We start from the raw sequence: 23,615 nt of genomic DNA on the forward strand, positions 1-23,615 counted from the left end.
GTAGCACTGCTATTCCCCGTCAAACATCGGATGCGCTGCCAACCCCTTGGCAACAAAGCCGCTGAATCGTGACGACAAGGACTGATATACTGTTTTTGCTTGATCTTCGTTACCGCATTCCAGAAATACACAGGCTCCGGAACCGGTCATCAACGGCGAGCCACATTCTCTTAATGCGCTCAAGGCTTCATTTACCGCTGGATACATTTGGCAAACAACGCTTTGCAAATCGTTTTGTTTTTGCGGCGTCGTTGCTAGGGTTCGCATTGTGGAGAAACTGGCCTGCCCTGTCAACACCTGACGTGAAAATTCCTTGAAAACCGTCGCCGTCGGCACATGCACTGTTGGGTGCAACACCACATACCAGGCCGCCGGCAGGCTGATCTCGCTCAGCTGCTCACCGATGCCGGTGGCGCGCGCATTGCGCCCGAAGATGAACACCGGCACGTCGGCCCCCAGCTGTACACCCAGCTGCATCAGCGCCGCGCGCGACAGGCCGCAGCCCCACAGGCGGTTGAGTGCCAGCAGCACCGTCGCCGCATCGGAAGAGCCACCGCCGAGGCCACCGCCCATCGGAATGCGCTTGTGCAGGCGCAGGCTGGCGCCCAACGTGCTGCCGCTGGCCTGCTGCAACAGCCGCGCCGCACGCACGGTCAGATCGCTGTCTGGCGGCACACCGGGGATCGGGTTCAGCAGCACGATGTCGCCGTCGTCGCGCAGCGCGATGTCGATGCTGTCGCACAGGTCGATAAAGCGGAAATCGCTGTCCAGCAGGTGATAGCCATCGTCACGCTTGCCGGTGATCAGCAGGTTAAGGTTGAGTTTGGCCGGAGCGGGAAAGGCATGAAAAACGGAATCGGTCATGGCAAAGCGGGGGCAACGGGTAGCAAGGGAACAAACTGGCGCCAGTCGGACAGCACCAGACGGATGGTCAGGCCCTCGCGCTCCAGCTCGATGCGGCGCGGCTGGGCAAGGTTGGCCGCATCGCGGTGGATGCGGATCAGCCAGCCCTGCTGCTGCAGGTGGCCTTCCGGGGTGGTGGTGTAGGGAAACTGCGGCGCCGGGTGGCCGCGCACCCACCACACCAGATTGGCCAGCGGCAGCGGCCAGCCCAACTGGCGCTCGGTCAGCGTCTCGACATCGCTGGCGAACTGCTGCTGGCCATCGGCCAGCAGGGTGACGCCATGACTGTCGCGGTGCAGGCTGGCCACGGTATTGCCCACCGGCGTCTTGATCGCCAGCTGGTCGTCGTCCACGGTGTGCTGCCAGTCAAAGCCGGCGACGTGGCCCTTGCCGTCCAGATTCACCGCCAGCCGGCCGGCGACGTCGAAAGGCTGGTCCTGCACCTGCGGCTGCAGCGGCGCCGCAGTGGACGGCACCTCCTGAAACGAGGCACAGCCAGCGAGCAGCCACAACGGCAGCAGCAGTAACAGCCAGCGCGCGATCATGGCTGCAGGCGTTGCAGGGTTTCACGCAGCACCGGGTGATCCGGCTCCTTCTTGCGCGCCTCGGCCCACAGCTTGCGCGCCTCGTCGAGGCGCCCGGACTGCCACAGTACCTCGCCCAGATGGGCGGCCACTTCGGCGTCCGGCATGCTGGCGTAGGACGCCTGCAGGTATTGCAGCGCCTGCTCCAGTTTGCCGAGCTTGTAGTACACCCAGCCCAGGCTGTCGAGGATCATCGGATCGTCCGGTGCCGCCTGGTGCGCCTTCTCCACGTAGGCCAGTGCCTCGCGGTAGCGGGTGGTGTGGTTGCTGAGCGCATAGCCCAGCGCATTCAGCGCGTGCACATGGTCCGGCACCAGCTCCAGCACCTGCAGCAGGTCTTTTTCCGCCAGCGGGAACTGCCCGTCCAGTTCCGACAGCAGCGCGCGGTCGTACAGCAGTTCGGTGGCACGCGGTTGGCGTTGCAGGCCCTGGTTCAGCAGCGTCATCGCCTGCGCGCGGTCGCCGGCATTCTTGGCGATCTGCGCCTGCAGCGTGACCACCCGCACCAGCTGGTTGCCGTCGTTGCCCAGTGGCTGCAGGTCGTTGATCGCCTGCTGCCAGTTGCCGTCCGCCGCGTCCAGCTGTGCCAGGCGCAGCCGTGCCGGCAGGTAGTTCTCGCCCTGCCCCACCTGCTGATACCAGTGGCGCGCCTGTTGCGGTTGTTTCTGTTCGTCCGCCAGCTGGCCCAGCGTGTAGCGCAGGGTGTCGGCATCGGCGTAACCGGCCTGCAGCGAGGCCTCCAGCTGGCGGCGCGCCAGCGGCAGGTTGCCGTTCTGGAACGCCAGCAGGCCGGCCATGTTCAGCAGTTCCGCTTGTTTTGGGTATTGCTGCAGCGCCTTTTCGGCGTGGCGCTGGGCGTCGGTGTAGCGCTTCTCGCTGGCCAGCAACCGTACCATGGTCAGGTTCAGCTCCAGGCTGGCGGCAGGACGCAGTTGCAGCTGCGCCTGCAGGAAGTCGATGGCGCCAGGCACCGAGTGGCGGCGCAGGCGGTCGACCTGCCACAGCAGCGGCAGATCCCACGTCGGGGCAATCTTGGCGAGACGGGCGAACTCCTTGTCGACCTCGGCCTGCTCGCCGGCCTCGGCGGCCACCGCCAGATGGGCAAAGCGCGCTTCCGGCAGCTCCGGATAGCGTTCGGCGAGATCGCTGACCAGTTTCGCCGCGGCGACCCGGTCCGGCTGCCGTGCCAGCAGCCGCGCCAACTGCACGAAAATGGCACCGGCACGCGCCGGTTGTCGCGCCAGCATGCCTTCCACCAGCGGCTGGCTTTCCGCCAGCTTGCCGGCACGCAGCAGCGCGATCAGCAGCTGTTCGCGTGCCGAATCGGCATCCGGGTCCAGCTCGATCCACAAGGCCAGCGCCTCGGAGGCCTGGCGCACGTTGCCGGAGAACATCGCGAATTCGGAGGCGCGCTGCGCCACGCGCGGGTCGCGGGTTTCGCGCGCCAGTTGCAGATAGGTTTCCGCGGCGACACCGGCGCCGCCGCGCTGCACCACGATCTCGCCGGCCAGCAGGCCGTACAGCCACTCCTCGCTCAGCTCCAGCTTGGGAATGCGCGGGTTGTCGACCGTTTCCTCCTCGACCGCCTCGTCGGCGAGATCCTCGACCACCGCTTCCGCGCTGACGGACGACGCGGGGGGAGCGGGCGGGACACTGGCGCAGGCGACCAGGGCAAGGGGAGCAAGTGCTGCGGCGATACGGAGTAGTGCGTTCATGCTTGGCCTAAACATCGGTTCAGACGGGTAGAATACCACGCCCATTCATTTAATCATGCTCACGGCAAGGAAAACTGCAATGCCGGAATTGCCAGAAGTCGAAACCACCTGTCGCGGCATCGCGCCCCTGCTGCTGCACGCCACCATCCGTGGCGTGACCGTGCGCGAGGCGCGCCTGCGTTGGCCGGTGCCGCCGGATCTGGCGGCCAACCTTGCCGGTCGCCGCGTGCGCGGCATCAGCCGCCGCGCCAAGTACCTGCTGGTCGACTTCGAACACGGCACGCTGATCCTGCACCTGGGCATGTCCGGCAGCCTGCGCTTCGTGGCGCCGGGCACGCCGCCGGAAAAACATGACCATGTAGACATCGATCTGGGGCAAACGGTTCTGCGTTATCGCGATCCGCGCCGTTTTGGCGCCATCCTGTGGCAGCAGGGCCCGGTCGAGGCGCACCCGCTACTGGTGCAGCTGGGGCCGGAGCCACTGTCGTACGCCTTCGACGGCGCGGTGTTGCAGCAGGCGATCCGACGCCGCGGCAGCGCCATCAAACTGGCGATCATGGACAACCACGTGGTGGTCGGCGTTGGCAACATCTACGCCAACGAAGCGCTGTTCCACGCCGGCATCCACCCGGCCCGCGCCGCCAACGGCCTCAGCGGTGAAGAGTGTGCGCGGCTGGCCGCCGAGATCAAGACGGTGCTGGCGCGCGCCATCGACGCCGGCGGCAGCACGCTGCGCGACTTTGTCGACGCCAAGGGTAAACCGGGCTACTTCCAGCAAAGCTATATGGTCTACGGCCGCCGCGACCTGCCCTGCCACGTCTGCGGCAGCCTGATCCGCGAGCTGCGCCAGGGGCAGCGCAGCTCCTGCTTTTGCCCGCATTGCCAGCCGTGTTAAATTGCGCCGCGTCGCCTGACTGATAAAGCCTATCGTGCATCGTCCCACCTCCTGGCCTACCCGCCTGCTCCGCCTCGGCCGCCTCGGCATGCACTTGCTGCGCGGTCTGCTGGTGATCGCCACCCGCTACCCGCACCTGTCGCAACCGGCCCGCGCGGTGATCACCCAGCGCTGGTCGCGGCACCTGCTGCACATCCTGGCGATCAAGGTGCGCGTCCACGGCACGCCGCCGGCGGTCTACCCGGCCAACACGCTGGTGGTCGCCAACCACATCTCGTGGCTGGACATCTTCGCGCTCAACAGCGTCACCGTGTCGCGCTTCGTGGCCAAGAAGGAGCTGCGCGACTGGCCGCTGGCCGGTTTCCTGATCAAGAACGCCGGCACCCTGTTCATCGACCGCAACAACCGCCGCGACGCCAGCCGCGTCAACGAGCAGCTGGCCAAGGCCTTGCAGGACGGCGGCTGCATGGCGGTATTCCCGGAAGCCACCACCTCCGACGGCCGCAGCCTGCTGCCGTTCAAGGCCTCGCTGTTCGAGGCCTCGCGCCTGGCGCACGCCACGGTGCAGCCGGTGGCGATCCGCTACCTGACCCCCGGCGGCCACTACTGCGCCGCCGCCGCCTACGCCGGCGACACCAGCTTCTGGCAGAGCCTGTGCCTGATCCTGGCCAGCCGCGCCATGGTGGTGGAGCTGAGCTACACCGCCGCCATCCCGCCCTACGACACTGCGCTGGCCAGCCGCTTCCAGCTGTCGGAAACCGCGCGCGACGCCATCCGCGACGCACTGCAGCTGCCGGCCGAGCCCGTCGCCGCCGCCGAATAGCCATCTAGGCCAGCCCCGGCCGGCCCGCACGCCGCCGGCATGGGGCATCACCGATGCTGCACCGCAATAATGCCAGCCTGCTAGCCGGAAAAAGCCAATACGGAGATTCCCCAATAGGGTTTTCCGCGATGGGGAAATACCCAATGTTGGCGCCCTGCCCGCCTGCCGCATGATCCTCGCCAAGACGCCAACACAGCGTGGGCGACCATCACGGCGCCAGACACAGGAGAGTGCACCATGCAGAAAAAACCGTTCTACAAGAGCCTGTATTTCCAGGTCATTGTCGCCATCGTACTGGGGGTCACCCTCGGACACCTGATGCCGGAATTCGGCGCCAAGCTGAAGCCACTGGGTGACGGCTTCATCAAGCTGGTGAAGATGATGATCGCGCCGATCATCTTCTGCACCATCGTGGTCGGCATTGCCGGCATGGAAGACATGAAAAAGGTTGGCCGCGTCGGCGGCAAGGCCTTGCTGTACTTTGAAGTGGTGACCACGCTGGCGCTGGCCATCGGCCTGCTGGTGGTGAACTACGTGCAGCCGGGTGCCGGCATGAACGTGGACCCGAGCACGCTGGACGCCGGTGCCATCGCCAAGTACACCGAAAAAGCCGCCGGCCAGAGCACGGTGGACTTCATCCTTCACGTGATTCCGCAAAGCGCGATCGGCGCCTTTGCCGAAGGCGAGATCCTGCAGGTGCTGCTGTTCTCGGTGCTGTTCGGCGCCGGCCTGTCGCTGATGGGCGAGCAGGGCAAACCGGTACTGGGCTTCTTTGAAAAAGTGTCGCACGTGCTGTTCGCGATGATCGGCTTCATCATGAAGCTGGCCCCGATCGGTGCCTTTGGCGCGATGGCATTCACCATCGGCAAATACGGCGTCGGCAGCCTGGTGCAGCTGGCATCGCTGATGGGCACCTTCTACCTGACCTGCGTGCTGTTCGTCGGTCTGGTACTGGGCAGCATCGCCCGCTTCTACGGTTTCAGCGTGTGGAAGCTGATCAAGTACATCAAGGAAGAGCTGCTGATCGTGCTGGGCACCTCGTCGTCCGAATCCGCGCTGCCGCGCCTGATGACCAAGCTGGAGCAGCTGGGCTGCGCCAAGCCGGTCGTCGGTCTGGTGGTACCGACCGGTTACTCCTTCAACCTCGACGGCACCTCGATCTACCTGACCATGGCGGCGATCTTCATTGCCCAGGCGTGCAATATCGACCTGACCCTGACGCAAGAGCTGACCATCCTCGGCGTGCTGCTGCTGACCTCCAAGGGCGCCGCCGGTGTCACCGGCTCCGGCTTCATCACCCTCGCCGCCACCTTGGCCGTGGTACCGGAAATCCCGGTCGCCGGCCTGGCGCTGATCCTCGGTATCGACCGCTTCATGTCCGAAGCCCGTGCCATCACCAACCTGATCGGCAACGCGGTGGCCACCGTGGTGGTCGCCAAGTGGGAAGACTCGCTGGACGTGGCTCAGATGCAGCGCGAGCTCGCCAACCCGACACCGATCAACCACGGTGCACCGGTACAAGCGCCGCACCTGATCCGCGAAGTATCGCAAGAACTGAGCTGATCCCGGCCTGCAGCCAAACAAAAAGCCCCTGTCGCGAGACAGGGGCTTTTTCATTGCCAAGGTTGGCCGCAACCCTTGCGGCCAACCTTTACTTGCTCTTGCCAATCTTGCGATACGGCGGGCACGGTAGCGAGAACTGGGCGCGGTCTTCCAGCCGCACCGCGGTCAGGCTGCCACCCCACAGGCAGCCACTGTCGATGGCCAGCACGTCCTCGGTCAGCATCAGCCCCAGCGCCGACCAGTGGCCGCAGATGATCGGCGTGTCCATGCTGCGCCGCCCGTCCACCGCGAACCACGGCCGCAGCTGCGCCGGCGCGCCGTCCAGCTCGCCCTTGTAGGACAGATCCAGCTCGCCGTCGCTGTTGATGAAGCGCATCCGCGTCATCGCGTTGATGATCAGCCGCCAGCGGTCCATGCCCTTCAGCTCGCCGTGCCAGCGCGCCGGCTTGTTGCCGTACAGCTTGGCGAACAGCTTGCGGTAGTCCTTGCCCGACAGCTCGTCCTCCACCTCCTCCGCCAGCCGCAGCGCCTTGTTGATGCTCCACTCCGGCAGCAGGCCGGCGTGCACCATCGCGTAGCCCTGTTCGTAGATCATCAGCGGCTGGCAGCGCAGCCAGTCCAGTAGCAACTTGCTGTCGGCGGCGTCCAGCACGTCGTTAATGGTGTCGTCGCTGTGGATCTTGCCGTAGCCCTCGGCCACCGCCAGCAGGTGCAGGTCGTGGTTGCCGAGCACCATCTGCGTGCAGTCCTGGTGCTCGAACACCCAGCGCAGCACCGCCAGCGATTCCGGGCCGCGGTTGACCAGGTCTCCGGTCAGCCACAGCGTGTCGCGGCCGGGGTTGAATTCAATCTGGCGCAGCAGCGCCATAAAGGGCGTGAAGCAGCCCTGCAAATCGCCAATCGCGTAGGTGGCCATGTGTTGTTGTCCTGTTGATGAATGCGGCCAACCTTGGCCTGAGCCGTGCCGCAACGTCGCGCCCGCCGCGATTGCCACGGCAGCGCGCCGGCCGCCAATGATAAAGGAAAGCGCATGGCCGTATCGTGCCGCTGGCTCTACAATGCGCGTTGTCCATGAAAGATTGACGACACCTCATGTCCCTGCTGCAACTGAATCCGCCGCAACGCGCCGCCATCATGTCGCTGGACGGCCCGCTCTTGGTGCTGGCCGGCGCCGGCTCCGGCAAGACGCGGGTGATCACCCAGAAGATCGAGTACCTGATCCGCGAGGGCAATTACGACGCGCGCAACATCGCCGCCATCACCTTCACCAACAAGGCGGCGCGCGAGATGCTGGAGCGCGTCGGCAAGCTGATGAACAGCCGCGAGCTGAAGGGCATCACCGTGTCGACCTTCCACTCGCTGGGCATGCAATTGCTGCGCCAGGAGGCGCCGCACCTCGGCTACAAGCCGCAGTTCTCCATCCTCGACAGCTACGACGCCGCCAAGATCATCTCCGACGTGCTAAAGACCACGCACAAGGACGAGGTGCGCAAGGTGCAAAGCCGCATCTCGCTGTGGAAGAACGAACTGCTCGGCCCCGACGCCGCCATCGTGCAGGCCGACAACGAGTTCGACCGCATCTGCGCGATGACCTACGCCAGCTACCAGACCACGCTCACCGCCTACCAGGCGATGGACTTCGACGACCTGATCCGTTTCCCGGTCGAGCTGTTCCTGAGCAACGCCGAGGTGCTGCAGAAGTGGCAGCACAAGCTGCGCTACCTGCTGATCGACGAATACCAGGACACCAACACCTGCCAGTACCAGCTGGTGAAGCTGCTCACCGGCGCGCGCGGCATGTTCACCGCGGTGGGCGACGACGACCAGTCGATCTACGCCTGGCGCGGCGCCAACATGGAAAACCTGCGCCTGCTGCAGCACGACTTCCCCAGGCTGAAGGTGATCAAGCTGGAGCAGAACTACCGCTCCACCGCGCGCATCCTGCGTGCCGCCAATTCGGTGATCTCCAACAATCCCAAGCTGTTCGAGAAGCAGCTGTGGAGCGAACTGGGCCTTGGCGAACCGATCCACGTGGTGCAGTGCAAGGACGAGGAGCACGAGGCCGACGTGGTGGTGCAGCGCCTGTTGGCGCACAAGTTCGAGCACCGCACCGAGTTCAAGGACTACGCGATCCTCTATCGCGGCAACTACCAGGCACGCATCTTCGAGCAGGCGCTGCGTAACCAGCGCATCCCCTACCAGATGGCCGGCGGGCAGAGCTTTTTCGACAAGCCGGAAATCAAGGACGTGCTGTCCTACCTGCGCCTGATCGCCAACCCCGACGACGATCCGGCCTTCATCCGCGCGCTGACCACGCCCAAACGCGGCGTCGGCGCCACCACGCTGGAGCGGCTGGGTGCCTGGGCCGGCCAGCGCGGCAACAGCCTGTTCGCCGCCGCGCACGAGGAAGGCTTCCAGCTGCAGGTCGGTGCCGCACAGCTGGCACCACTGCAGGACTTCTGCCGCTTCATCGTCAACCTGGAATACCGCGCCACGCGCGAGCCGGCCGGTGAACTGGTGATGGAGATGCTGAAGGCGATCGGCTTCGAGGCCTGGCTGTACGACAGCGAGGACAGCCAGCGCGCCGCGGAAGTGAAGTGGAAAAACGTGATGGACCTGGTGGCGTGGCTGCAGAAGAAGGGCGACGCCGACGGCAAGAACCTGATCGAGCTGTCGCAGACCATCGCGCTGATCACCATGCTGGAAGGCCGCGACGAGGGCGAGGTCGACGCGGTGAAGATGTCCACCCTGCACGCGTCGAAAGGGCTGGAGTACCCGCACGTGTTCCTGATCGGCTGCGAGGAAGGCATCCTGCCGCACAGCGAATCGGTGGACAACGGCATGGTGGAGGAAGAACGGCGGCTGATGTACGTCGGCATCACCCGCGCCCAGCGCAGCCTGACACTGACCTACTGCGTGAAGCGCCGCCGCGCCGGCGAGTGGCTGTTCGTCGAGCCGTCGCGCTTCATCGGCGAGATCAACGGCGACGACATCCGCCACTTCGGCAAACCCGGCGCCGAGCCCATCGTCAGCAAGCGCGAAGGCAAGAGCAAGCTCGCCAGCCTGATGGCCAGCCTGGACAGCAAGGTACAGAAGCCGGAGGAGTGAGCGCCGCCTTACGGCCAACGTTGGCCGCAATGAAAAACGCCGCGCAACAGCGCGGCGTTTTTCATGACCACTGCCAGCAGCTTACTTGGCGGCGTTGGTCAGGTATTCCACGGCAGCCTTGAATTCGGCATCGGAGCCGCTGTAGCCGCCCTTGGCCGGCATCGCGTTGAGGCCCTTGGTCGCGGAAGCCACCAGACCGTCCAGACCCTTGGCCAGACGTGGCGCCCAGGCGGCCTTGTCGCCGAACTTCGGTGCGCCGGCCGCGCCGCTGTCATGGCAGGCCATGCACACGCTGGCGTACACCTTCTTGCCCACCACCGCCGGATCCGCAGCCGCGGCACCTTCGGCACCACCTACTGGCGGCTCGGTGAACTGGCCACCGCCGGCGTTACCCATATAGGCCACCGCGCGTTTCAGCTCGTCGTCGGACAGGTCGGCCGCGCCGCCCTTGGCCGGCATCGCGTTGAAGCCTTCCAGTGCGTGCTTGACCAGGGTATCCCAGCCCTGTGCCACGCGCGGTGCCCAGGCACCGGCGTCACCGAATTTCGGTGCGCCAGCCAGGCCGGCGCCGTGACAGGAAATGCAGATGCCGCTGTAAACCTGCTGGCCGGTGCGCATGCCCGGAGGCGCGTCGCTGGCCACGGATTCGCCGATCGGCTTGAGGCGGGCGGCAACGGCTTCCTTGCTCATCACTTCCGCATTGACATCAAAACCGCTGGTGGCCAGTTTCGCCAGCAACCAGATACCCACCACGACCAGTACGACGATACCGAGCAAGATCGTGACGATCTGGCCTGGCGCTTTGGTTTCGTTACTCATTCCAGCCTCGCTGTAATAATGTCATTCAAAAATTGGGGAAATTATACGGAAAGCCCCCGCACAAGGCAAAGGCGCCAGGAACTTTCCGGAAATCCGTGAAACCGGCAGTCACGACTGGACGCTGGGCGCCGCTTTGCGCTATGATCCGCCTGCTTTTTTGCGCAGCACCCGTAGCTCAGTTGGATAGAGTGTCAGTTTCCGAAGCTGAAGGTCAGTGGTTCGATCCCACTCGGGTGCGCCAATCCGCCGGATTATCCGGCATCCCGCCGCAGTGTTCTTTGCGGATTGTCAAAGCAGCCTCCTCGCTGCGTCTCCCCTCGCTGTCAGCTGCATTTATATACCCTGGGCATGTTCCGTGCGCAGGCAATCGCCGCGACTGTTGCACATGCACACGCCGGCACGCGCGCCAGATGCCATCCTGCTGCAAATTCCTGTTCGTCGCGGCAAATCTCCGTAAGATGTCGCCTTCACGAAAACAGGCAGGAGATGTCATGCAGTTGCAAGCCGTTACCGCCGCACTCGAACAGATCGTGTGCTACGACAAGACTGGTTATTCCCCTCTTGAACTTGCAGGTCAGCGTATCGGCTGTGTCAACGACATCTGGCGCGAACGCCTGCTGGCGCAGGAAGCGGCGATCTTCCGCGAGGAAAACGGCGTGCTGAAGGCGCTGGATGACGAAGCCGACTTTGCCGCGCGCAGCGCCACCCTCGCCTCCGCCGCGCTGCGCTGGCGCGATGCCGGCTGGCTCAACGGCTGGCGCGACGAGAAATTCACCGCCTATTTCACCGACGGCACGCCGGCCTTCGAGATGGAACGCGCCGCGTTCCGCCCGCTGGGGCTGACCAGCCGCGCAGTGCACCTCAACGGCCTGCAGCGCATGGCCGACGGCGAAATCCGCATGTGGGTCGGTCGCCGCAGTCCGTTCAAGGACGTGGCGCCCAACCGCCTCGACAACCTGATGGGCGGCGGCATCGCCGCCGGCGAGAGCATCCAGATCGCGCTGGAGCGCGAGGGCTGGGAAGAAGCCGGCATTCCGCCGACCCGGCTGGAACTGCTGCCGCAGACCGCGCTGCTGCTGGCCGAGCGGCCGGTGCCGCGCGGCCTGCACCGCGAATGGCTGTACGTGTTCGACCTGTGGCTGAAGGAAGGCGAAATCCCGCAGAACCAGGACGGCGAAGTGGCCGAGCACGTACTGATGCCGCTGCCAGAAGTGGAACAGCACTTGGTCAACGGCCAGTTCATGAGCGACGCCGCGCTGACCGCCATCGATTGCATGGCGCGACTGGGCTACTGGGGCGACGATGCCGCGCTGCACGCGCTGCTGGCCGGCGTACGCGGCGTGCCCGGCACCGATACCGCCGGCCGCTGAGAACCTGTTCACGGTCTGCTGCGCCCCGTGAAACCTTGCGCGGTGAGTACGGCGTCGGCATGCGTGTTTAAAGCCGGATAAACGCCGCTTCCTCAGCCGTTTTCGCCTTGGTCTCGCGTAAGCGCGAGATCGTGAGCATGCCCCGAGCCAACACCAGGTTGGCCGCAGCCCTTGCGGCCAACCTTGCCGCCTGCCGCGACGGGTGGATTTTTGCTACAGTGACCGTCTTTCCCCGTAGCCAAGCCGCCGCGTCATGACCGCCTTTACCAGCTGCAATCCTGCCTCCGGCGAGGTGGTGTATACCCGCCCCGCCCTGTCCGCCGATTCCCTGCCGCCACAACTGGCCGCGCTGCGCCGCGCGCAGCACGCGTGGTCGCACCTTGCGACCGCCGAACGCGCCGAACGCCTGCTGCTGCTGGCCGACCAGCTGGCGGCCAGCCGTCATGCGCTGGCGGCGCTGGTGTCGCTGGAAGTGGGCAAGCTGGAACGCGAATGCCTGGCCGAGATCGACAAGTCGGTGCAGCTGATCCGCTACTACGCCGACCTGGCACCGACGCTGCTGGCCAGCAAGGACATCGCCACCGGCGCCAGCAAGAGCGGCGTCGCCTTCGAGCCGCTGGGCATCGTGCTGGCGATCATGCCGTGGAATTACCCGATCTGGCAGGTGCTGCGCTTCGCGGTACCGGCGCTGATGTCCGGCAACGCCTGCCTGGTGAAGCCGGCGCCGTCGGTGCCGCAGTGCAGCGCGCTGCTGCTGGACATCGTGCGCCGCGCCGGGCTGGCGGTGCTGGACGTGGCGTGGATCGACCACGAGGCGGTCGACGACGCGATCCGCGGCTGCGACGCGGTCGCCTTCACCGGCTCCACCACCACCGGGCGCCAGATCGCGGCCATGGCCGGTCGTCACCTGAAAAAGACGGTACTGGAGCTGGGCGGCAGCAACCCCTTCATCGTGCTGGCCGACGCCGATGTCGAAGCCGCCGCCAGCGAGGCCGCGCACTCGCGCTTTCGCGACGCCGGCCAGAGCTGCAACGCCGCCAAGCGCATGATCGTGGTGCCGGAGATCGCCGATGATTTCGTCGCCGCGTTCCTGGAACACGTCCGCGCGCTGGTGCCCGGCCATCCGGCCGACGCCGCCACCACGCTGGCGCCGCTGACCCGCGCCGACCTGCGCGAGGCGCTGCACGCGCAGGTGCTGGACGCGCAGGGCCACGGCGCGCAGCTGCTGGCCGGCGGCATCATGCCGCACGGCGCCGGCTTCTACTACCCGGCCACGGTGCTGGACCACGTCAACAGCGCCTGCCGTATCTACCACGAGGAGGTGTTCGGCCCGGTGGCCAGCATCCTGCGTGCGGCCAACGTCGACGACGCCATCCGCCTCGCCAACGACACCCCGTTCGGCCTCGGCGCCACCATCTTCAGCGCCGACACCGAGCAGGCGTGGCGGCTGGGGCGCGAGATCGAGGCCGGCGCGGTGTTCATCAACCGCTACACCAGCTCCGACCTGCGCCTGCCCTTCGGCGGCGTCAAGGCCTCCGGCTACGGCCGCGAGCTGTCCGAGTTCGGCCTCTACGAATTCGTCAACGTGAAGACCTACTGGCAAAAATAAGGCTCGGGGCGGCCGCGGCCTGCAACAAATTCGCCATGCGCCGGTCGCATAGTGCTTGTTGCCTTCATTCCGTGGATCGCCATGCTGCCTCACCGCTCCCGCCCCGCCCATACCCGCCGCGCACGCGTCCTCCCTGCCCCGCTGTCGCACGCCACCCTCGGCGAGGCCGTCGGCCGCCACCCGCGCCAGCAGTTGCGCTGGCTCGGGCTGCTGGCGCTGCCGCTGCTGTTGCCGCTGACCTTGCCCGGCATGGCCACCAGCGTCGGCGTGCTGTGCCTGCTGCTGGCCGGCGGCCTGCTGCTGGCGCGACCGGTGACACTGCCGCCGTGGCTGGCGCGGCGACGCCTGCCGCCGGCGCTGGGCGAGCGCCTGCAACGGCTGCTGGCACAATTCAACCAGCGCCTGCTGACGCGCAGCCGGCCGCGGCTGTTGCGGCTCAGCTCGCCGCGCTACCGCTACCTCAATGGCGGCATGCTGGCGCTGGCCGGGCTATCGATGATGGTGCCGGTGCCGGTGATCTCCTTCGACAATATGGTGCCCGCCGCCGCGGTGGTGCTGCTGGCGTGGGGGCTGCGGCTGCGCGACGGCGCGCTGCTGCTGGCCGGCTACGTCGTCACCGTGCTGGCGTGGGCCTATGTCGCGCTGCTGTGGTGGGCCGGCGCCGAGATCCTGGCCTGGGGCTACCGCCTGCTGCGCGGCGGCTGGACCGGTTAAGCGCCACGCCCACCACTCCTGTGTGGCGCCGCCTTGCCGTACCGCTGCTAAGTTCAGCGTTGGCGTGGGGACACGGCGAGGTGTGGTGAGCAGCGCCAGGCCGCCACTTGCGCGTATCATCGTGGGCTTGAGCGGGCCACGCCCGTACTGGCACAGGAGTCCCCCATGAGCAGTCTCATCCTCTACGGCAACCGTCTGTCCGGCCACAGCTACAAGATCAGGCTGGCACTGGTGCTGGGCAATATCGCACACCAATACCGCCACGTTGCGCTGTCCACCCCGCGCGCACAGCGCCCGGCCGATTTCCGCGCCGCCAGCCGCTGGGACGAGGTGCCGGCGCTGGTGGTCGACGGCGTGGCGATGGTGCAGTCCAACGCCATCCTGCAGTGGCTGGCGGAGAGCCAGGGCGTGCTGGCCGGCCAGCCGGGCGAGCGCCAGGCGCTGCGCGAATGGCTGAGCTGGGAGAGCAACCGCATCGGCCTGTCGCTGCCCAATCTGCGCTACGCGCGCCGCTTCGAGCCGCAGCCGGCGGCAGTCGAAGCCTGGTTGGAACAGCGCTGCCGCGCCGATCTCGACGTGCTGGACGCGCAGCTGGCAACGCAGGACTACCTGCTCGCCGGCGGCCTGTCGCTCGCCGACCTGTCGGCCAGCGCCTACCTGTGGTGGGCCGCCGACGCCGGCATCGACCTGCAAGCCTGGCCGCAGGTCGGCGCCTGGCTGGCACGCATCGCCGCCCAGCCCGGCTGGCAGCATCCGGACGCGCTGATGGCGCCGGAGCGTGGGCACTGACATGAGCGCGCCGCAGCGCATCTGGCTGGCCCGCGCCGCCCCGGCCAAACCGGCACTCGGCGCCGCCTGCAACGGCTGCGGCGTGTGCTGCGCCGCCGCCCCCTGCCCGCTGTCAAAGCTGCTGCTGCGCCACCGTGGCGGCGCCTGCCCGGCACTGCAGTGGCAGGCCGCGGCCGCGCGCTACCACTGCGGCCTGCTCACCGCCCCCACCCACTACCTGCGCTGGCTGCCCGCCGTCGCCGTGCCGCTGTTCACGCCGCTGGCGCGACGCTATCTGGCGATCGGCGCCGGTTGCGACTCGGACACCAGCGCTGAACCGGAAACCACCTCATGACCGATCTGCTTGCGCCACTGGCCGCCATTGTCGGCGCCGCCAACCTGCTGACCACGCCGCACGACATCGCGCCCTTCATTACCGACTACCGCGGCCGCTACCACGGCTCGCCGCTGGCGGTGGCGCTGCCGGCCAGCCGCGACGAAGTGGCGGCGCTGGTGCGCTTCTGCGCCGCCCACCGCATCGCCATCGTGCCGCAAGGCGGCAACACCTCCACCTGCGGCGCGGCGACGCCGGACGGCAGCGGCCGGCAGCTGGTCATCGCGCTGCGGCGGTTGAACCGCATCCGCGCCGTCGATGCGGCCAACCAGACCATCACCGTCGAAGCCGGCTGCACGCTGGCGGCGGTGCAGACGGCCGCGGCCGGCGCCGGGCTGCTGTTCCCGCTGTCGCTGGCGAGCGAGGGCAGCTGCCAGATCGGCGGCAACCTGTCCACCAACGCCGGCGGCCTCGCCGTGCTGCGCTTCGGCACCATGCGCGAGCTGACGCTGGGGCTGGAGGTGGTGCTGCCGGACGGGCAGTTGCTGGACGCGCTGACCGCGCTGCGCAAGGACACCAGCGGCCTGGACGTGAAGCAGCTGTTCATCGGCGCCGAGGGCCAGCTCGGGCTGATCACCGCCGCCACGCTGAAGCTGTTCCCGCAGCCCACCGCGCACGCCACCGCGCTGCTCGGTGTTGCCAGTGCCGACGAGGCCATCGCCACCCTCAACGCGCTGCAGGCGGCGTTCGGCGACCGGCTGACCAGCTTCGAGATGATGTCCGAGGTGTGCCAGCAGCTGGTTGAAAAGTACCAGCCCGGCGCGCTGCCGTTCCAGGCGCCGTGGGCGCTGCTGGTCGAGCTGTCCGACAGCGGCGACAACACCAGCCTGCAGGAGCGGCTGCTGCAGTGGCTGGCCGCGCGCGGCCTCGGCGACGGCGTGCTGGCGCAGAACGACAGCGAACGCACGCGGCTGTGGCAGCTGCGCGAACAGATGTCGGAGCTGCAAAAGCGCGACGGCCCCAGCATCAAGCACGACATCGGCGTGCCGACCTCGGCGATTCCGGCCTTTCTCGACGCCTGCGGCGCGGCGCTGCAGGCCGCCTTCCCCGGCGTGCGCATCGTCGCCTTCGGCCACGCCGGCGACGGCAACCTGCACTACAACATCAGCCACACCCGCCCCGGCAATGCCGAACTGTTTGCCGACGAGGACGCGGTCAACGCCATCGTCTACGAACAGGTTCACCGCCTGCGCGGCACGCTGGCGGCCGAACACGGCGTCGGCCAGCTCAAGGGCCACTGGCTGCAGCGCTACAAGGACCCGGCGGCGCTGGCGGTGATGCGCGCGGTGAAACAGGCGCTCGATCCGCAGCGCATCATGAACCCGGGCAAGTGGCTGTAAACACGGCCACGCACCAAAAACAATGCGGCCAACCTTGGCACAAGGTTGGCCGCAAGCACATCGACCATGCATTTGTATTTCTATAAAAAACAATGGCATGGAAATACAAAACAGCCATAATCCGGCAACAAAAGCCCTCAAGAACAAGCGCGCCGCGCCGATAAGGGATCATCCCTTGCCACCGGCATCGCTCTGCGAGATCGCGCTTCGTGCAAATCAATACCAATACGCTGGCCATGCATGCGCAGCGGCAACTAGAAAAGTCGAGCAACAGCCTGACGCGGACCCTGGCGCGGCTGTCTTCCGGCCTGCGCATCAACAGCGCGATGGACGACGCCGCCGGCCAGGCCAGCGCCAGCCGCATGGATGCAAAAATCCGCGGCGAGCGCCAGGGCCTGCGCAATGTCACCGACAATACCTCGATGCTGCAGGTGACCGAAGGCGCGCTGGCCAAGGTCAGCGACATGCTGCAACGCATGCGCGAGCTGTCGGTGCAGGCCGCCAACGGCACGCTGAGCAGCCCCGACCGGCAGGCACTGCAGGCGGAAGCCAACCAGCTGCTGCAGGGCATCGACCAGATCGGACGCGAGACGGAATTCAACGGCCAGCAGGTGTTTTCACAATCCACCACCAGCCTCGGCGGGGATGCAGACAAGCGCGCGGTGATGGACGGCCTGCAACTGGGCTGGCTGGAGGCGTCGGAACGCCGCATCAAGCAGTTCTACGGCATCCAGGGCGACGGCGCCACCATGACGGTGAACCTCAATCCGGGCACCCCGGGCGGCACGCTGGCCTCGGTCAGCTACACCGGCACCGATGGCGGCGGCAGGATGCTGGGCGTGGCGCTCAATGTCGAGATGGCCGACTTCACGCCGGCCAACCTGCCCAACGGCGGTAGCGCCCCGTTCTACAACGATCGCGTGATCGCCCACGAGATGGTGCACGCGGTGATGGGACGCAGCATGAACATCACCACGCTGCCGACCTGGTTCATGGAGGGCACCGCCGAATTCATCCACGGCGCCGACGAGCGGCTGGCCGGCGACGTGGCGGCGGCCGGCAGTGCCGCCGCCCTGGTCGGCGGCAATAACCTCGGCGGCGCGTGGGCCAGCGACTCGGCGCACTATTCGGCCGCCTACGCCGCCACCCGCTACCTGCACCAGCAGGTGAAACAAGCCGGCGGCAGCGGCATCAAGGACGTGATGCAGGCGCTCAATGGCGGCGCCACGCTCGACGCCGCGATCAACAGCGCCACCAAGGGCAACCTGGCCAGTAGCGCCGCCTTCATCGCGTCGTGGAACACCAACGGCGCCGCCTTCATCGGCAGCATGGACCTGAGCAATGCCGACACCGGTGCCGTCGGCGGTGCCGATGCCGACGGCGGCACGGTGCTGAGCGCGGAAACGGCGCTGGACGACAACAACGCCTCGCTGTCCGGCGCCAACGTGCTGCAGGGCTTCAAGCTGGATTTCCCCGACATTGCCGGCGCCACCGGGCAGAACTTCTTTACCGTGCAAAGTGGCAGCAATGCCGGCGACACGCTGCAAGGCTCGGTCGGCGCGGTGAACGTGGCCTCGCTCGGGCTGCAGGATCTCGATCTCGACAAGCTGGCCAAGTTCGCCATCTTCCACCTCGACCAGGCGCTGGACTACGTCTCGCAGGAGCGGGCCAAGATTGGCGGCATGATGTCGCGGCTGGACAGTGCCAGCCAGAACCTGCAGAGCTCGACCGAGAACGCCAGCGCCGCACGCTCGCGCATCATGGACGCCGACTACGCGCAGGAAACCGCCAACCAGACGCGGCAAAGCGTGCTGCAGCAGGCCGGCACCGCGATGCTGGCGCAGGCCAACAGCCAGAGCCAGAACGTGCTGCGGCTGCTGCAGGTCTAAGCGCCGCCTTCACTGCGGCGGCGCGCCACGGCTCAGGGACGCTGCGGGCATTGTTGCCAGCGCAAGCACGCACGGCAGGCCGCGCCACCGGCGCTCGAATGAGCGGCAACACCCACAAAACAATGCGGCCAACCTTGTCTCAAGGTTGGCCGCATTGGCGTATTCGGTGCTGGTAGCGCGGCCGGCCGGTCACGGCGAGCAGGCAAAAAAAATCCCCTGAGGGTTTCCACAGGGGCCAACACGAGGAAGAAACACCACACCGGCACGGGGCCGACGGATGCTTCGAGGGGCTAACACCACAAAAACCTTTCGGCTTGAGTGCAGCGCACAATTTAAGGCAATTACTCTAATTTGTCCACTGCTTTATCAGGGGCTTAGCCGCGGTTCACGATCCCGCGCGCCCAAGTCAGGCAAGGCGGAGCTGGCCCAAAAAGCGCCGTTGATGCTGATATCGATACCCATGTTTTGGCCAATGCCAACACAGGATCACCCACTGATATCAGGTCGCAGCAGATTGTGCACAGGTTCTTGTGCGACGACACACCGTTGCCGACGCTCGCCGCGGCGGGCAGATCGGCGCCTCAATCGCGTACCGGACGCTTGGCCAGCATGCGCTGCACGCTGCGGCGGTGCATGTTCAGCGCGCGGGCGGTGGCGGAAACATTGCCGTCGTGCTCGGCCAGCACCCGCTGCAGGTGTTCCCAGCTGACGCGCTTCAGCGACATCGGCGCGACGGGCAGCGCGCGCTCCGGGTTCGGTGCCGGCGCGCCGAGCGCGGCCAGGATCTCGTCGGCGCCGGCCGGCTTGGCCAGGTAGTTGACCGCGCCCAGCTTCACCGCCTCCACCGCGGTGGCGATGCTGGCGTAGCCGGTCAGCACCAGCAGCCGTGCCTGCGGCGCGGCGGCCAACAGTTGCGGCAGCAGGCGCAGGCCACTGTCGCCGTCAAGATTGAGGTCGAGGATGATCGCCTGCGGCGCACTGGTCACCGCCTGCAACGCGGCGGCCACGTTGGCCGCATGGCGTACCGCATGGCCGCGGCGCTGCAGGCTGCGCGCCAGCATCGCGGCGAACACCGCGTCGTCTTCCACCAGCAGGATGTCCATCATGCGTCGCCCTCCAGCGGCAGCCGAAGCGTGGCGCACACGCCACCGGCGGCATCGTTTTCCAGCCGCAATTCGCCCCCCAGGTGCGACAGCGTCACGTGCGACAGCATCACGCCAAGGCCGAGGCCGGCCGGCTTGTCGCTATCCAGCGGCGCCAGCCCGGCGCGCGCCAGCTGTGCGGCGCTGAGGCGGCCACGACGGTTGCGGATGCGCAGTTGCAGCTGCCCGTCGGCGATGGCGGCGTCGAGTTCCACCTCGCCGCCGCCAGCATCCGCCGCATTGTTGAGCAGGTTGCACAGCGCCGGCCAGAAGCGCGGGTCCGGCGCCATCAGCGGCCCGCCGTGCAGCAGGCCGTCGCGCTGCAGCCGCACCCCCGGCCGTGTCGCCTGCCAGCCCTGCAGCTGCTGCGCCAGCGCGTCGCCGATCGGCTGCGGCGGCGGCCGGCTTTCGGCGCCGGCCTTCAGCTGCACCAGCGCCTGGCGACACAGCGCCAGTTGCTGCCGCATCAGCTGCAGGTCGGGCTGCAGCGCGGCATCGGCGGCAGTACTGGCGCACAGCTCGTCGCACAACAGGGTCAGCGTGTTGAGCGGCGTCGACAGGCTGTGTGCGGTGCCGGCCGCCTGCACCCCCAGCGCCACCAGCTGCTCGTCGCGCAGCTGCGCCTCGCGCGCCTGCGCCAGTGCCGCCTCGCGCTGCGCCAGCTGCCGCGCCAGCGACGACACGAAGGTGGTCAGCAACAGCACCGACACCGCAAAAGTCAGCCACATGCCGACCAGATGCAGGCGGAAGGCGTAGGCGGCATCGTCGCCGGCCAGTGGCCACGGCAGGTGCCAGCCAAACAGCAGCGCGTAGCCGCCCAGGCTCAGCAGCGCCAGCAGCCACGCCTGGCGCGGCGGCAACAGCAAGGCTGCCAGCAGCACCGGCGGCAGGTACAGCGAGGCCAGCGGGTTGGCGGCGCCGCCGCTGAAGGCCAGCACCTCGGAGAGCACCAGCACGTCGCCGAACAGGCCGAGCGCCAGCTGCGAGCGTGGCGGCAGCGGCCAGTGCCGCAGCGCGAAGTTGAGCACGGCCAGCGTCGCCAGCGCCTGCACCAGCAGCAGCCACGGCAACTGCAGCGCCAGCTGTGCGGCCAACAGCAGGGTCAGCAGCGCCGCGCCCAACATCAGCCAGCGCAAACGCCGTACCGCCTGCGCCACCGGCCCAAGGTTGGCCGCAAACAGCAGCGGAAAAGTGGAAGTCATCATGGCGGCTACTTTAGCATCGCCGTCGCCGCGCGCGGCAGGCTGCGACGATTTGTCGCAGCGGCCGGTCGCGCCTTTTGCCGGGCACAGGCTTGACAGAAAAAAAACGGACGGCTAATATGCGCCGCTCTTGTCGGGGGGATTCCCGAGCGGTCAAAGGGATCAGACTGTAAATCTGACGGCTCAGCCTTCGAAGGTTCGAATCCTTCTCCCCCCACCACAAGACTCATCAAAGCCCTGCGCACCGCGTCAGGGCTTTTTTGTTTACCCGCGCCGCCAGCCCGCGGCCGCAAAAAAAAAGCCGCCCGCTGCTGCGGACGGCCACTTCCAGTTCGCTTGGCGAAGACGCCTCCCCGCCAATCCCGACTATAGCCAATGGTCGGCGGCGACGGAATGCGGCATCTTGTCGCAGCCTGCCCTGTCCCGCAGCCCTTAATCCAGATCCAGCCGCACCAGCACCGCATCGCAAAACGTCGCCGTACTCGCGTCCCCGCCAAGATCGGGGGTGGCGATGCCGTCGGCCAGCGTGCGCCGCACCGCCTGCTCCAGGCTTGCGGCCAACGTTGGCTGCGCCCACCAGTGGCGCAGCAGCAGCGCCAGCGACAGCAGCGCCGCCACCGGGTTGGCAATGCCGCGACCGGCGATGTCCGGCGCCGAGCCGTGCACCGGTTCGGCAATCGCCGCCTCGGCGCCCAGGTTCAGCGACGCCGCCACCCCCAGCCCGCCGCCGAAAGCCGCCGCCAGATCGGAAAGAATATCGCCGTAGAGATTGGGCGCCAGCAGCACGTCGAAACCTTGCGGCGCCTGCGCCAGCTTCAGCGCGGCGGTGTCGACCAGCAGCTCGTCCACCGCGATCTGCGGATAATCCGCGGCCACTTCGCGCGCCGCGTCGCGGAACAGGCCGTCGGTGAGCGGCATGATGTTGGCCTTGTGCACGATGGTGACGCGCCGGCGGCCGCCGTCCTGCGCCAGGCGGAACGCGGTCTCGGCGACGCGGCGCGAGGCGGCACGGGTGATGCGCTTGATGGCGGTGGCGGTGTCGCCGTCGGACTGCTCCTCGCCGACATACAGGTCTTCGGTGTTCTCGCGCACGATCAAGAGGTCGATGCCCTCGGCCGCGCCGCAGCCGGGCAGGCTCAGGGTTGGCCGCACATTGGCGTGGCAGCCCAGCTCGCGCCGCAGCTGCACGATCGGCGAGCGGTAACCGGCCACCGGATACGCCGGCGAGCTGACCGCGCCGAACAACACCGCGCCGCAATCGCGCGCCGCGGCCAGTGTCGCCGCCGGCAACGCCGTGCCCTGCTGCCGGAAGGTGTCCCAGCCGGCGTCGGCGGTCACGATCTGCAAAGCCGGCAGCAGCCGATGCAATACCCGTACCGCCTGCGGCACCACTTCGCGGCCGATGCCATCGCCGCTGATCACGCATAGTTTCATCTTCTGCTCCCGCTCCGTGTCGCCTGCTTGTTGTTGCATGGCAACATATCGCGCCGCCCGGCACAGGGCAAGTGGCGCCGCCACCTGCGCCGCCAAGCTCGCCACGGCGGGCTATTCGAGAACGGCTATCATTCTATCCCCTGATATAAATCAAAAAAGCAATAAAGACAGAACCTTTACATCCAAGCAGTTATTTGGAAGTCGGGTTAGAATACGCACTTGTTGAATTTGCCCGTTTGATAAAGACGACACTCATGGCTACTCTTTCCTCCGAAACCGTCCTGTCCGTCCATCACTGGAACGACACCCTGTTCAGCTTCACTTGCACCCGCGATCCGGGTCTGCGTTTCATCAACGGCCAGTTCGTGATGATCGGTCTGGAAGTGAACGGCAAACCGCTGATCCGCGCCTACTCGGTGGCCAGCGCCAACTGGGAAGAGCACCTTGAGTTCTACTCGATCAAGGTGCCGAACGGTCCGCTGACCTCGCGTCTGCAGAATATCCAGCCGGGCGACAAGGTGGTGATCTCCGGCAAGCCGACCGGTACCCTGGTGCAGGACAACCTGCTGCCGGACGCCAAGAACCTGTACCTGCTGTCCACCGGCACCGGCCTCGCCCCGTTCATGTCCATCATCAAGGACCCGGACGTGTACGACCGCTACGAAAAAATCGTGCTGATCCACGGCGTACGCTGGGTCAGCGAGCTGGGCTACCAGGACTACATCACCAAGGAACTGGCCGAGCACGAGTTCCTGGGCGAAATGATCCGCGAAAAGCTGATCTACTACCCGACCGTGACGCGCGAACCGTTCCGCAACCAGGGCCGCCTGACCGACCTGATCCTCAACGGCAAGCTGGCCAGCGACATCGGCCTGCCGCAGCTGAACCCGCAGACCGACCGCGCGCTGCTGTGCGGCAGCCCGGCGATGCTGGAAGACACCTGCAAGCTGCTGGACAGCCTCGGCTTTGTCGAGTCGCCACGCATGGGCGAACCCGGCCACTACGCCATCGAACGCGCCTTCGTCGAAAAGTAATACCGGCCCTGCCGCTTGCGGCCAGCCTGTCACACCCCGCCGCGTGCGGGGTGTTTTGCTGTTGGCGCCAGCTGCCGCGCAGGTGAGCGTGCCGGGCATGGCGTGTCTCGCGGCCACGGCCATTGGCACCCACCGCAGCCATGACGATGCCAATTGTGGATAACTTACGGAATCAGCCTGCCGCTGTGGATAAGCTGAAGTGCACCGCAACCCTGTCATGCGACAGCCGGACGGGCACAGGGAAACGGGGAAACGGGGAAACGGGGAAACGGGGAAACGGGGAAACGGGGAAACGGGGAAACGGGGAAA

The 23,615-nt window shown here is 66.8% G+C and carries 20 protein-coding genes and 2 tRNA genes; 14 read left to right on the top strand and 8 right to left on the bottom strand.

Translation table 11 applies throughout. From position 1 onward, the window contains the following. Positions 1-9 precede the first annotated feature (9 nt). Genes ispE through C8E02_RS01745 form a run of 3 tightly spaced genes read right to left on the bottom strand, consistent with a single transcriptional unit; the run spans position 10 to position 3,202 of the window. Positions 10-864 (bottom strand): 4-(cytidine 5'-diphospho)-2-C-methyl-D-erythritol kinase, encoded by an 855-nt coding sequence (gene ispE / locus C8E02_RS01735; protein ID WP_120809409.1) that lies wholly within the window; start codon positions 862-864, stop codon positions 10-12. Continuing rightward, positions 861-1,448: a lipoprotein insertase outer membrane protein LolB gene (gene lolB / locus C8E02_RS01740; protein WP_211329132.1), complete on the bottom strand. Its 588-nt coding sequence runs from the start codon at positions 1,446-1,448 to the stop codon at positions 861-863. The genes ispE and lolB overlap by 4 nt, the downstream gene beginning before the upstream one ends. Next, a complete protein-coding gene (locus C8E02_RS01745; RefSeq protein WP_170152077.1) occupies positions 1,445-3,202 on the bottom strand; it encodes a tetratricopeptide repeat protein in 1,758 nt (585 codons plus the stop codon). Before C8E02_RS01745 ends, lolB begins: the two co-directional genes overlap by 4 nt. A gap of 79 nt (positions 3,203-3,281) precedes the next feature. On the opposite strand from C8E02_RS01745, the gene mutM reads away from it, so the two are divergent. The 3 genes from mutM to C8E02_RS01760 all read left to right on the top strand — a co-directional run bounded on the left by mutM (position 3,282) and on the right by C8E02_RS01760 (position 6,483). Next, positions 3,282-4,097 (top strand): bifunctional DNA-formamidopyrimidine glycosylase/DNA-(apurinic or apyrimidinic site) lyase, encoded by an 816-nt coding sequence (gene mutM / locus C8E02_RS01750; protein ID WP_120809411.1) that lies wholly within the window; start codon positions 3,282-3,284, stop codon positions 4,095-4,097. A gap of 34 nt (positions 4,098-4,131) precedes the next feature. Then, positions 4,132-4,920 carry a lysophospholipid acyltransferase family protein gene (locus tag C8E02_RS01755; protein WP_245961038.1) on the top strand — a complete coding sequence of 263 codons (789 nt, stop codon included), beginning with the start codon at positions 4,132-4,134 and terminating at the stop codon, positions 4,918-4,920. 237 nt (positions 4,921-5,157) lie between these two features. Continuing rightward, positions 5,158-6,483 (top strand): dicarboxylate/amino acid:cation symporter, encoded by a 1,326-nt coding sequence (locus C8E02_RS01760; protein WP_120809413.1) that lies wholly within the window; start codon positions 5,158-5,160, stop codon positions 6,481-6,483. 88 nt (positions 6,484-6,571) lie between these two features. Here C8E02_RS01760 and C8E02_RS01765 read toward each other — a convergent pair whose 3' ends face one another. After that, positions 6,572-7,399, bottom strand: coding sequence for a symmetrical bis(5'-nucleosyl)-tetraphosphatase (locus C8E02_RS01765; protein ID WP_120809414.1), 828 nt, complete (start codon positions 7,397-7,399; stop codon positions 6,572-6,574). A gap of 176 nt (positions 7,400-7,575) precedes the next feature. Here C8E02_RS01765 and C8E02_RS01770 point away from each other — a divergent pair, with 176 nt between their 5' ends. After that, entirely contained in the window at positions 7,576-9,591 is a 2,016-nt protein-coding gene (locus C8E02_RS01770; protein ID WP_120809415.1) for a UvrD-helicase domain-containing protein, read from the top strand. Positions 9,592-9,672: 81 nt separating this feature from the next. Here C8E02_RS01770 and C8E02_RS01775 read toward each other — a convergent pair whose 3' ends face one another. Then, on the bottom strand, positions 9,673-10,410 hold the full coding sequence (locus C8E02_RS01775; protein WP_120809416.1) for a c-type cytochrome: 738 nt from the start codon (positions 10,408-10,410) through the stop codon (positions 9,673-9,675). 164 nt (positions 10,411-10,574) lie between these two features. Between C8E02_RS01775 and C8E02_RS01780 the strand changes: the two genes are divergently transcribed. From C8E02_RS01780 to C8E02_RS01815, 8 genes are all read left to right on the top strand, one after another. Then, a tRNA-Arg gene (locus C8E02_RS01780) sits at positions 10,575-10,651 on the top strand. A gap of 250 nt (positions 10,652-10,901) precedes the next feature. Next, positions 10,902-11,780, top strand: coding sequence for an NUDIX hydrolase (locus tag C8E02_RS01785; protein WP_120809417.1), 879 nt, complete (start codon positions 10,902-10,904; stop codon positions 11,778-11,780). Between the two features lie 253 nt (positions 11,781-12,033). Then, the gene (locus C8E02_RS01790; RefSeq protein ID WP_120809418.1) at positions 12,034-13,389 is read left to right on the top strand and encodes an aldehyde dehydrogenase family protein; all 1,356 of its coding nucleotides are present in this window, start codon (positions 12,034-12,036) and stop codon (positions 13,387-13,389) included. An 81-nt stretch (positions 13,390-13,470) separates the two neighbouring features. Then, complete coding sequence (locus C8E02_RS01795) at positions 13,471-14,103, top strand: exopolysaccharide biosynthesis protein (RefSeq protein WP_120809419.1); 633 nt, start codon at positions 13,471-13,473, stop codon at positions 14,101-14,103. Positions 14,104-14,268: 165 nt separating this feature from the next. Further along, positions 14,269-14,892 (top strand): glutathione S-transferase family protein, encoded by a 624-nt coding sequence (locus C8E02_RS01800; protein ID WP_120809420.1) that lies wholly within the window; start codon positions 14,269-14,271, stop codon positions 14,890-14,892. Between the two features lies 1 nt (position 14,893). Continuing rightward, on the top strand, positions 14,894-15,226 hold the full coding sequence (locus tag C8E02_RS01805; RefSeq protein WP_120809421.1) for a hypothetical protein: 333 nt from the start codon (positions 14,894-14,896) through the stop codon (positions 15,224-15,226). Then, positions 15,223-16,605, top strand: a complete 1,383-nt coding sequence (locus tag C8E02_RS01810) for an FAD-binding oxidoreductase (RefSeq protein ID WP_120809422.1) — start codon at positions 15,223-15,225, stop codon at positions 16,603-16,605. Before C8E02_RS01805 ends, C8E02_RS01810 begins: the two co-directional genes overlap by 4 nt. A gap of 209 nt (positions 16,606-16,814) precedes the next feature. Further along, positions 16,815-18,494, top strand: a complete 1,680-nt coding sequence (locus tag C8E02_RS01815; RefSeq protein ID WP_211329133.1) for a flagellinolysin — start codon at positions 16,815-16,817, stop codon at positions 18,492-18,494. A 581-nt stretch (positions 18,495-19,075) separates the two neighbouring features. Here C8E02_RS01815 and C8E02_RS01820 read toward each other — a convergent pair. Together C8E02_RS01820 and C8E02_RS01825 are read right to left on the bottom strand one after the other, a co-directional pair. Next, entirely contained in the window at positions 19,076-19,600 is a 525-nt protein-coding gene (locus tag C8E02_RS01820) for a response regulator transcription factor (protein WP_120809423.1), read from the bottom strand. Next, positions 19,597-20,841 carry an ATP-binding protein gene (locus tag C8E02_RS01825; protein WP_120809424.1) on the bottom strand — a complete coding sequence of 415 codons (1,245 nt, stop codon included), beginning with the start codon at positions 20,839-20,841 and terminating at the stop codon, positions 19,597-19,599. The genes C8E02_RS01820 and C8E02_RS01825 overlap by 4 nt, the downstream gene beginning before the upstream one ends. Before the next feature lie 132 nt (positions 20,842-20,973). Between C8E02_RS01825 and C8E02_RS01830 the strand changes: the two genes are divergently transcribed. Continuing rightward, positions 20,974-21,058: transfer RNA gene (locus C8E02_RS01830), tRNA-Tyr, on the top strand. Between the two features lie 212 nt (positions 21,059-21,270). On the opposite strand, the gene C8E02_RS01835 is transcribed toward C8E02_RS01830, so the two are convergent. Continuing rightward, positions 21,271-22,272 (bottom strand): isocitrate/isopropylmalate dehydrogenase family protein, encoded by a 1,002-nt coding sequence (locus C8E02_RS01835; RefSeq protein WP_120809430.1) that lies wholly within the window; start codon positions 22,270-22,272, stop codon positions 21,271-21,273. Positions 22,273-22,526: 254 nt separating this feature from the next. Between C8E02_RS01835 and C8E02_RS01840 the strand changes: the two genes are divergently transcribed. Then, a complete protein-coding gene (locus C8E02_RS01840) occupies positions 22,527-23,306 on the top strand; it encodes a ferredoxin--NADP reductase (protein WP_047968497.1) in 780 nt (259 codons plus the stop codon). Positions 23,307-23,615 lie beyond the last annotated feature (309 nt).

This window comes from Vogesella indigofera (genome assembly GCF_003633895.1).
In the GTDB taxonomy this organism is placed as follows: Bacteria; Pseudomonadota; Gammaproteobacteria; order Burkholderiales; family Chromobacteriaceae; genus Vogesella; species Vogesella indigofera.